Here is an 11,546-nt window from a genome sequence, read left to right as displayed (position 1 = left end):
ATCATTATCATCATCTAAATCATCTACATTTGTAACACCATCATTGTCACAGTCATTTGCTGGACCAATACATTGCGAATGCGCTACTTGAGAGAGGGATAATAATAAAAGAAGAAAAAGAAAAAAAGTTGTCTTTTTTGTCGAGAATTGGGTAATGTTTTTCATGTTTGTAATGAATGTAATTAATTTAAATTTGTTGTCATCTAAAAATAATTTTAGATAACGTACACATAAGCTATAAAATAATAGAAACGTATATGCTTTTAGTATTCTGAGCTTATGTTTTTAAAGTTTAATTCAAAAAAATTGAACTTAATAATATATTTGTTTTTTTGAAAAGAAATATCAACAATCTTCTCTTTTATAATTTGATTGCAAAAAATAAATAGCTTCAATACTCTAAAATAGAGAACTAAAATAAATTAACATTTAATTAAACGTTGTAATGAAATAATACTCGTTTAGTTGCAATCTCAATTATGGTATAAAACTAGTTTATTTTCCCACTTTAAAACCTACATAAATTAAAAAAAAAGAGTATAATCGTCTAAAAGCAAGGAAAAACAGATTAAATGTGAGTATGTAAACTCAATCTTATATAATAATGATAGTATGATAAAAATTAACTTTAATATTATATATCTATTTTTAATAATGAATGTAATACAACTATATTTACCAAAAATCTATTTTAATGAAATTTTTAGACGAAATTAAAAGAAGAAGAACCTTTGGTATTATCTCGCATCCAGATGCAGGAAAGACTACACTTACTGAAAAACTTTTACTATTTGGTGGTGCTATACAAGAAGCTGGTGCCGTAAAGAGTAATAAAATAAAAAAAGGTGCTACAAGTGATTTTATGGAAATTGAACGCCAACGTGGAATTTCTGTAGCTACATCTGTATTGGCTTTTGAATATAATGGTATTAAAATAAATATTTTAGACACACCAGGTCACAAGGATTTTGCAGAAGACACATTTAGAACATTAACTGCTGTAGATAGTGTTATTGTTGTTATTGATGTTGCAAAAGGTGTAGAAGAGCAAACAGAAAAACTTGTAAAAGTTTGCCGTATGCGCAACATTCCTATGATTGTATTTATTAACAAGATGGATCGTGAAGGAAAAGATGCTTTTGAGTTACTAGATGAGATAGAACAAAAATTAGGTCTAAGAGTAACACCTTTAAGTTTCCCGATAGGAATGGGCTACGATTTTAAAGGCATATATAATATTTGGGAAAAAAATATTAATCTTTTTAGTGGAGATAGCAGAAAAAACATTGAAGAAACTATAGAAATATCCAACTTAGATTCTGATCAACTAAATGCATTAGTAGGTGATAAAGCTGCAAATGAATTACGAGAAGAAATAGAATTAGTAGAAGGAATATACCCAACATTTAATAATCAAGAGTATTTAGATGGCAAACTTCAACCTATATTTTTTGGATCTGCTTTAAATAGTTTTGGAGTTCGCGAATTATTAGATTGTTTTGTAGAAATTGCACCAAAACCTAGAGCTAAACAAAGTGAAGAACGCTTGGTAAAACCAGAAGAAGAAAAATTTACAGGTTTTGTTTTTAAAATTCATGCTAACATGGATCCAAATCATAGAAATAGATTGGCTTTTATTAAAATTGTATCTGGTGAATTTAAACGGAATACTACTTACCTTCATGTTAGACATAATAAAAAGGTGAAATTCTCTAGCCCAAACGCTTTTTTTGCTGAAAAAAAAGAGATTGTAGACATCTCTTATCCTGGCGATATTGTAGGTTTACAAGATACAGGAAGTTTTAAAATTGGAGACACATTAACAGAAGGAGAAATACTTAACTATAAAGGAGTACCAAGTTTTTCTCCGGAGCATTTTAGGTATATAAATAATGCTGATCCATTAAAGTCTAAACAATTATATAAAGGAATAGACCAATTAATGGATGAAGGTGTTGCGCAATTATTTACACTTGAACTTAACGGAAGAAAAGTTATTGGAACTGTTGGTGCATTACAATACGAAGTTATACAATACAGATTGGAACATGAATATGGAGCAAAATGCACCTATGAAAATTTAAATGTTTTTAAAGCTTGTTGGATTGAACCAGAGGACCCAAAAAATGAAGAATTTAAAGAATTTAAACGTATTAAACAACGCTATTTAGCAAAAGACAAACGTGGTCAATTGGTGTTTTTAGCAGACTCGTCTTTTTCTTTACAAATGACGCAACAAAAATATCCAACTGTAAAATTTCACTATGTTTCAGAATTTGAATAAAAACTTATTTTAAAGCCATATAAGAGGTTTTAAATATTATCACAAGTATTTATATTAATAAAATTTAATTATCGATAATGCATATATATAATAAAGCTTTCAAAAAAGTATTAATTATATTTATTTATTAAAACTTAACTTATAATAACTAAAAACTATACTTGTTTAATTATCATAAAAAAACCTTTAAATTAAAATTTAAAGGTTTTTTTATTTTAAGCTTGGCCTGTTGGTCCAAAATTTAAAGGAATTGGTGGTTGCTCATAATCTTTAATTTCTCCATGTGCTTTTTCAAATCTATGAACATTTTCACTTAGTGCTTTTAAAAGTCGTTTTGCATGCTGAGGCGTTAAAATAATTCTAGATTTTACTTTGCTTTTGGGAGTGCCAGGCATTATACTTACAAAATCTACTACAAATTCTGATACAGAGTGGTTTATTATTGCGAGATTAGAATATGTACCTTCTGCTACTTTTTCGTCTAATTCAATGTTTATTTGTTTTTGTTTCGATTTATTATCGTGATTTTCTGCCATTATAAGCTTTTTAATGCTTCCTGTTAATACGAAAGTCTTATTTATATTAAATTTTTAATTAAAAAAAAGTCCTATTTATATAAAACAGGACTTTTTATTTTTATTAAAACTTTAGTTTTAATTTATAAGTTTCCGCCTGCGCGAAAATAAATTCAACTAGTAAATAATTCAACACATTTTCTTTTGTGAAATTATACTGTTGTCTAATTATAGTTAACCTCCTGTTTAGCTTGCATCATTTGGTCGAACTCTTCTTTAGATCCTACAATAATGTTTTCATAAGAACGCATTCCTGTTCCTGCTGGAATTCTATGTCCTACAATTACATTTTCTTTAAGACCTTCTAGAGAATCTACTTTACCTGCTACTGCTGCTTCGTTAAGAACTTTTGTTGTTTCTTGGAACGATGCCGCAGAAATAAACGATTTAGTTTGTAAGGATGCTCTCGTAATACCTTGAAGTATAGGAGTTGCTGTTGCTGGCTTTACATCTCTTGCTTCTACCAATGCTTTATCTTCACGACGTAATAAAGAATTCTCGTCTCTTAATTCGAAAGCAGTAATTAACTGTCCTTCTTTTAAGTTTGTAGAGTCTCCAGCATTTTCTACTACTTTTTTACCAAAAATAGCGTCGTTTTCTTCAATAAAATCTGCTTTATGTGCTAATTGATCTTCTAAGAAAATAGTATCTCCAGAGTCGATTATTCTCACTTTACGCATCATTTGTCTAACAACAACTTCGAAATGCTTATCGTTAATTTTTACACCTTGTAAACGATATACTTCTTGAACTTCGTTCACTAAGTATTGTTGTACAGCTGCTGGTCCTTTTATGTTTAAGATATCGTTTGGTGTAATAGAACCATCAGATAAAGGCATACCTGCTTTTACAAAATCGTTTTCTTGAACAAGAATTTGACTTGATAATTTTACAAGGTATTTTTTAATATCTCCTAATTTAGATTCTATAATAATCTCACGATTACCTCTTTTAATTTTTCCAAAAGAAACAACACCGTCAATAGCACTTACTACTGCAGGGTTAGAAGGGTTACGAGCTTCAAATAATTCTGTTACTCTTGGTAAACCACCTGTAATATCACCTGCTTTAGAAGATTTACGTGGAATTTTAACTAAGACCTTACCAATCTTAACTTTTTCTCCATCGTCAATCATAATGTGAGCACCTACTGGTAAATTATAAGAACGAATTGCTTCACCTTTACCATCTTCCACAATAAGTGTTGGTATTAATTTTTTGTTTCTTGATTCTGAAATTACTTTTTCTTGGAAACCTGTTTGCTCATCAATTTCTACTTGATAAGTAATACCTTGCTCGATATTTTCATATCTCACTTTTCCTGCAAATTCAGAAATAATTACACCGTTATATGGATCCCATTCACAAACAACATCTCCTGTTTTTAGTTTATCTCCATCCTTTACGAATATAGTAGAACCATAAGGAATATTATTTGTACTTAATGTAATACCTGTTTTCTTGTCAACTAATTTTAATTCAGAAGTACGAGAAATAACAATATTTACATCTTCACCTTCTTTGTTAGTTCCTTTTACTGTTTTCAGTTCTTCAATTTCAGCAACACCATCAAATTTGGCTGCAAAATTATTTTCTTCTGATATATTTCCTGCAATACCACCTACGTGAAATGTACGAAGTGTTAACTGTGTACCAGGTTCTCCAATAGATTGTGCTGCTACTACTCCAACTGCTTCACCACGTTGTACCATTTTGTTTGTTGCTAAGTTTCTTCCGTAACATTGTGCACAGATTCCTTTCTTAGCTTCACAACTTAATGGTGAACGTACTTCTACAGCATCTATGGGAGAGGCTTGAATTGCATCAGCAATATCATCTTCTATTAATTGTCCTGCTTCTACCAATAACTCTTCGGTTAATGGATTATATACATCGTTAAGAGCAACACGTCCTAAAATACGGGCTCCTAATTTTTCTACAACTTCATCATTTTTCTTAAGGGCAGAAACTTCTACACCTCTTAATGTACCACAATCTACACTGTTTACTATAACATCTTGAGATACATCTACTAAACGACGTGTTAAATAACCTGCATCGGCAGTTTTAAGTGCTGTATCGGCAAGACCTTTACGTGCACCGTGAGTAGAAATAAAGTACTCTAAAATTGAAAGTCCTTCTTTAAAGTTAGAAAGAATTGGATTTTCGATAATCGATCCTCCACCTGCAGTAGATTTTTTAGGCTTAGCCATTAATCCACGCATTCCTGTAAGCTGACGAATCTGTTCTTTAGATCCACGTGCTCCAGAATCAAGCATCATATACACCGAGTTGAAACCTTGTTGATCCTCACGAATACGTTTCATTGAAAGTTCTGTCAATTCTGCATTTGTAGAAGTCCAAATATCAATAACTTGGTTATAACGTTCGTTATTGGTAATAAGTCCCATGTTGTAATTACCAGTAATACCATCAACTTTTTTGTTGGCAGCATCAATCATAGATTGCTTTTCTGGTGGGATAATAATATCTCCTAAACTAAATGATAATCCACCTCTAAAGGCAAATAAATATCCTAAAGTTTTAATTTCATCTAAGAAGGCAGCTGTTTCTGGTACACTTGTTAATTTTAAAATTTCACCAATAATATCTCTTAAAGATTTTTTAGTTAAAACTTGATTAACATATCCTGCAGCAGCTGGTACTTTTTCATTAAAAAGTACACGACCTGTAGTTGTTTCTATAATTTGAGGCACTAATTCTCCTGCTTCGTTAAAGTCGATTGTACGTACTTTAATTTGAGCATTTAAATCTACTTGCTTCTCGTTGTATGCAATATTAACTTCTTCAGCAGAATAGAAAGTTAAACCTTCTCCTTTAACTGGCACCTCTTTTGTAGATGTACGTAGCTTGGTCATATAGTATAAACCAAGTACCATATCCTGAGATGGTACAGTTACTGGAGCTCCATTTGCTGGATTTAAGATATTGTGAGAGGCCAACATTAATAACTGGCATTCTAAAATAGCTTCTGGTCCTAACGGTAAGTGAACAGCCATTTGATCTCCATCAAAATCGGCATTAAATGCAGCACATGCTAATGGATGTAACTGGATTGCTTTACCTTCAATTAATTTAGGTTGAAATGCTTGAATACCTAGTCTGTGTAAAGTAGGAGCACGATTTAAAAGTACTGGATGTCCTTTTAAAACATTTTCTAAAATATCCCAAACTACTGGTTCTTTCTTATCTATAATTTTCTTAGCAGATTTTACAGTTTTTACGATTCCTCTTTCGATTAATTTACGAATGATGAATGGCTTGTAAAGCTCGGCTGCCATATTTTTAGGTAAACCACATTCAAATAACTTTAATTCTGGCCCAACAACAATTACTGAACGTGCAGAATAATCAACACGTTTACCAAGTAAGTTTTGACGAAAACGTCCTTGCTTACCTTTAAGTGAATCTGATAATGATTTTAACGGTCTGTTAGAATCTGTTTTTACAGCAGATGACTTACGTGTGTTATCTAATAATGAATCTACAGATTCTTGTAACATACGTTTTTCGTTACGTAAGATTACTTCTGGAGCTTTAATCTCTACAAGTCTCTTAAGACGATTGTTACGTATAATTACACGACGATATAAATCATTCAAATCTGAAGTAGCAAAACGTCCACCATCTAAAGGCACTAATGGTCTTAATTCTGGTGGAATAATTGGCACTACTTTTAATATCATCCATTCTGGACGATTTTCTCTATTTAAGTTTGAATCGCGTAAAGCACCTACAACTTGTAAACGTTTTAACGCTTCAGTTTTACGTTGTTTAGACGTTTCAGTATTTGCTTTATGACGTAATTCATATGACAATGCATGTAAATCTATACGTGCTAATAAATCTATAAGACATTCAGCACCCATTTTAGCTATAAACTTATTTGGATCTTCGTCTTCTAAATAGTTATTGTCTTGAGGAAGTACTTCTAAAATATTTAAGTATTCTTCTTCTGTTAAGAAATCCATTTTTTGTAATGGTTCACCTTCAGCATTTTTAGCATTACCTGGTTGTATTACTACATAACGTTCATAGTAAATAATCATATCTAATTTCTTAGATGGTAATCCTAATAAGTAACCTATTTTATTTGGTAAAGAACGGAAATACCATATGTGTGCTACAGGAACAACAAGGTTAATGTGTCCTACGCGATCACGACGCACTTTCTTTTCTGTTACTTCTACACCACAACGGTCACAAACAATACCTTTGTAGCGAATTCTTTTATATTTACCACAAGCACATTCGTAGTCTTTTACAGGACCAAAAATACGCTCACAGAATAAACCATCTCTTTCTGGTTTATGTGTACGATAATTAATAGTTTCTGGCTTTAAAACTTCACCTCTTGACTCTGCTAAAATAGACTCTGGTGATGCTAAACCAATTGAGATTTTATTAAATCTCTGTACTGTATTCTTATCTTGCTTTCTTGCCATTTCTTTATAGTTTTCAGTATTCAGTATTCAGTCGCAGTTATTACTGCTGACTGAACACTGTAAACTATTTTTATTCCTCTAATCTAATGTCTAATCCTAATCCTTTTAATTCGTGCATAAGTACGTTAAAAGATTCTGGTAATCCTGGATCTGGCATTGGTTCACCTTTTACGATTGCTTCGTAAGTTTTAGCTCTACCAACTACATCATCAGATTTTACTGTTAAGATTTCTCTAAGCGTTGCTGAAGCTCCATAAGCCTCAAGTGCCCATACTTCCATCTCACCAAAACGTTGACCACCAAATTGTGCTTTACCACCTAATGGTTGTTGTGTTATTAATGAGTAAGGTCCAATAGAACGTGCATGCATCTTATCATCTACCATATGCCCTAATTTAAGCATGTAGATTACACCAACCGTTGCTGGTTGATCGAAACGTTCACCTGTTCCACCATCGTATAAGTATGTATGACCATATCTTGGAATTCCAGCTTCGTCTGTTAATTCGTTAATTTGATCAATAGTAGCTCCATCAAAAATTGGTGTTGCATATGTACGACCTAGATCTTGTCCAGCCCAACCTAATACGGTTTCATATATTTGTCCAATATTCATACGCGATGGTACACCTAATGGATTTAATACAATATCTACAGGAGTTCCATCTTCTAAGAAAGGCATATCTTCTTGACGTACAATACGTGCAACAATACCTTTATTTCCATGACGTCCTGCCATTTTATCACCAACTTTAAGCTTACGTTTCTTAGCGATATAAACTTTAGCTAATTTAATGATACCTGCTGGTAACTCATCTCCTACAGAAATTGTAAATTTCTCACGACGTAAAGAACCTTGCAAGTCATTTTCTTTAATCTTGTAGTTGTGAATTAAATCTGCAACTAATTTATTTGAATGATCATCTGTTGTCCAAGTACCACCTGTTAGGTGAGTATAGTCATCTACAGCATTTAACATTTTTAAAGTGAATTTTTTTCCTTTTGGTAAAACTTCCTCTCCTAAATCGTTAAAGATACCTTGTGAAGTTTTTCCATTTACAATAGTAAAAAGTTTTTCAACTAAAACTGCTTGTAAATCATCAAACTTAGTATTGTAGAGACCTTCTAATTGAGCGATGTCTTCTTTATCTTGAGCTCTTTTACGTTTATCTTTAATGGCACGAGCAAATAACTTCTTATTAATTACTACACCATGTAATGATGGAGATGCTTTTAAAGATGCATCTTTTACATCACCTGCTTTATCACCAAAAATAGCACGTAATAATTTCTCTTCTGGTGTAGGATCGCTTTCACCTTTTGGAGTAATTTTTCCAATAAGAATATCTCCTGGTTTAACTTCTGCACCAATACGAATCATTCCATGTTCATCAAGGTCTTTTGTAGCCTCTTCTGAAACGTTAGGAATATCGTTAGTCAATTCTTCGTTACCTAGTTTTGTGTCTCTTACGTCTAAAGAATATTCATCTATATGAATAGAAGTAAATATATCTTCACGTACCACTTTTTCTGAAATTACAATCGCATCCTCAAAATTATACCCTTTCCAAGGCATAAAGGCAACTTTCATATTTCTTCCTAAAGCTAATTCTCCTTTTTGAGTTGCATAACCTTCAGATAAAACCTGACCTTTTTTAACTTTATCTCCTTTTTTAACAATAGGTTTTAAGTTAATTGAAGTTCCTTGGTTTGTTTTTCTAAATTTTACTAAAGGATAAGATTTCGTATCACTTTCGAAACTTACTTTAGCTTCGTCATCGCTACGTTTGTATTTAATTACAATTTCGTTAGCATCTACATATTCTACAACACCTTCTCCTGTCGCGTTAATTAACACACGAGAATCTGATGCTACTTGTCTTTCTAATCCTGTTCCAACAATTGGTGCTTGTGGGCGTAATAATGGTACGGCTTGACGCATCATGTTAGATCCCATTAATGCACGGTTTGCATCATCATGTTCTAAGAAAGGAATTAATGAAGCCGAAATAGATGAAATTTGGTTTGGTGCAACATCTGTATAATGAATATCTTTTGGATCCATTACTGGGAAATCACCTTCCATACGAGCAATTACTTTCTCGTTTAATATTGTACCTTTATCATCAACCTTTACAGTTGCTTGCGCTATTAACTTTTCTTCCTCTTCTTCTGCACTTAAATAAATAGGTGTTCCTTTAATATCTACTACACCATTTGTTACTTTTCTATATGGTGTTTCAATGAATCCCATAGAATTCACTTTTGCATATACAGATAAAGATGAAATTAATCCAATGTTTGGACCTTCAGGAGTTTCAATAGGACATAAACGTCCGTAATGCGTATAATGTACATCACGCACCTCGAATCCTGCTCTCTCTCTAGATAAACCTCCTGGTCCTAATGCTGAAAGACGACGCTTGTGCGTAATTTCTGCAAGAGGATTGGTTTGATCCATAAATTGAGATAATTGGTTTGTACCAAAGAAAGAATTAATAACAGACGATAAGGTCTTTGCATTAATTAAATCTATAGGTGTAAAAACTTCGTTATCACGAACGTTCATACGTTCACGAATAGTACGAGCCATACGTGCTAAACCAACTCCAAATTGAGAAGATAATTGTTCACCTACTGTACGTACACGACGGTTAGATAAGTGATCGATATCATCAATCTCTGCTTTTGAATTTATTAACTCAATTAAATATTTTATAATAGTAATAATATCTTCTTTGGTAAGCACTTGCTTATCCATACCGATATCTAACTGTAATTTCTTATTCATTCTATAACGACCTACTTCTCCTAAAGAGTAACGTTGATCACTAAAGAATAACTTATCTATAATACCACGTGCTGTTTCCTCATCTGGCGGCTCAGCATTACGTAATTGTCTGTAAATATGTTCTACAGCTTCTTTTTCCGAATTTGTTGGGTCTTTTTGAAGTGTATTATGTATAATTGCGTAATCTCCTTGTTCTGCCGTTTCTTTATGTAAAAGAATTGTTTTAACACCAACTTCAAGGATTTCTTCGATATTATCTTTATCTAATTCTGTATCACGATCAAGCACTATTTCATTACGTTCAATAGACACAACTTCACCAGTATCCTCGTCAACAAAATCTTCATGCCATGTATTTAATACACGTGCAGCAAGTTTACGACCTAATATTTTCTTTAAGCCAGATTTTGATACTTTAACCTCTTCAGCAAGGTCAAAAATCTCTAAAATATCTTTATCTCTTTCAAAACCTATGGCTCTAAATAGAGTAGTAACTGGTAATTTCTTTTTTCTATCAATATATGCATACATAACTTGATTAATGTCTGTAGCGAATTCAATCCAAGAACCTTTAAAAGGAATAACTCTTGCTGAATATAATTTAGTTCCATTGGCATGGAAAGATTGTCCAAAAAACACACCTGGAGATCTGTGTAGTTGAGATACTACTACGCGCTCAGCACCATTGATACAAAAAGTACCTGAAGGTGTCATGTAAGGTATTGTTCCTAAATACACATCTTGAACAATGGTCTCGAAATCCTCATGTTCAGGGTCTGTACAGTACAGTTTTAACCTTGCTTTTAATGGAACGCTATAAGTAAGTCCTCTTTCTATACACTCTTCAATAGCATATCTTGGTGGATCGACAAAGTAATCTAAGAATTCTAAAACGAATTGATTACGAGTATCTGTGATTGGAAAGTTCTCCATGAAGGTGTTATACAATCCTTCATTACCTCTTTCTTCAGATTTTGTTTCAAGTTGGAAAAAATCCTGAAAGGATTTTATTTGAATATCCATAAAATCTGGATATTCTGTTCTATTAATAATAGACGAGAAATTTAATCTTTCAGCTTGTGTTACTAACATCAATGGACGAAATTTTGATTAAAAAAAAATACTTGAATATAGGTACTACCTATATACGACAAATGGTCTAGGTCTTTGAGAATATTCTCAAGACCTAAACCTTTGTGAAAATTATTGGTAATGCTTACTTAAGCTCTACCTCTGCTCCTGCCTCTTCTAACTGAGTCTTTAAAGCGTCTGCTTCATCTTTAGAAACACCTTCTTTGATTGCACTTGGTGCATCATCAACTAAACCTTTAGCTTCTTTTAATCCTAAACCAGTTAATTCTTTAACTAATTTTACAACAGCTAACTTAGCGCCACCTGCTGCTTTTAAGATTACATCAAATTCAGTTTGT

The 11,546-nt window shown here is 32.3% G+C and carries 5 protein-coding genes; 1 reads left to right on the top strand and 4 read right to left on the bottom strand.

The window, feature by feature from the left end; all coding sequences use genetic code 11:
• Positions 1-694 precede the first annotated feature (694 nt).
• A complete protein-coding gene (locus Q0C58_RS04835; RefSeq protein WP_290698205.1) occupies positions 695-2,284 on the top strand; it encodes a peptide chain release factor 3 in 1,590 nt (529 codons plus the stop codon).
• 215 nt (positions 2,285-2,499) lie between these two features.
• Here the strand turns inward: Q0C58_RS04835 and Q0C58_RS04830 are convergent, their stop codons facing one another.
• The 4 genes from Q0C58_RS04830 to rplL all read right to left on the bottom strand — a co-directional run.
• Positions 2,500-2,820 carry a DUF3467 domain-containing protein gene (locus tag Q0C58_RS04830; protein ID WP_290698202.1) on the bottom strand — a complete coding sequence of 107 codons (321 nt, stop codon included), beginning with the start codon at positions 2,818-2,820 and terminating at the stop codon, positions 2,500-2,502.
• Positions 2,821-3,023: 203 nt separating this feature from the next.
• Positions 3,024-7,325, bottom strand: coding sequence for a DNA-directed RNA polymerase subunit beta' (rpoC, locus tag Q0C58_RS04825; protein WP_290698200.1), 4,302 nt, complete (start codon positions 7,323-7,325; stop codon positions 3,024-3,026).
• 70 nt (positions 7,326-7,395) lie between these two features.
• Positions 7,396-11,208, bottom strand: a complete 3,813-nt coding sequence (gene rpoB / locus Q0C58_RS04820) for a DNA-directed RNA polymerase subunit beta (RefSeq protein WP_290698208.1) — start codon at positions 11,206-11,208, stop codon at positions 7,396-7,398.
• 124 nt (positions 11,209-11,332) lie between these two features.
• Positions 11,333-11,546, bottom strand: a 214-nt coding sequence (gene rplL, locus Q0C58_RS04815) for a 50S ribosomal protein L7/L12 (RefSeq protein WP_290698198.1), incomplete at its 5' end; no start/stop codon positions are given.

The organism is Lacinutrix sp., from assembly GCF_023299985.1.
Taxonomy (GTDB): domain Bacteria; phylum Bacteroidota; class Bacteroidia; order Flavobacteriales; family Flavobacteriaceae; genus Lacinutrix.
The sequence above is the reverse complement of the archived record's forward strand: the minus strand, read 5'-3'. Positions and strand labels throughout refer to the sequence as shown.

Bases quoted from the DNA above. Each gene is read 5' to 3' on its own strand.
- Q0C58_RS04835 (WP_290698205.1), top strand. From the start codon at position 695: ATGAAATTTTTAGACGAAATTAAAAGAAGAAGAACCTTTGGTATTATC.
- Q0C58_RS04830 (WP_290698202.1), bottom strand. From the start codon at position 2,820: ATGGCAGAAAATCACGATAATAAATCGAAACAAAAACAAATAAACATT.
- rpoC (WP_290698200.1), bottom strand. From the start codon at position 7,325: ATGGCAAGAAAGCAAGATAAGAATACAGTACAGAGATTTAATAAAATC.
- rpoB (WP_290698208.1), bottom strand. From the start codon at position 11,208: ATGTTAGTAACACAAGCTGAAAGATTAAATTTCTCGTCTATTATTAAT.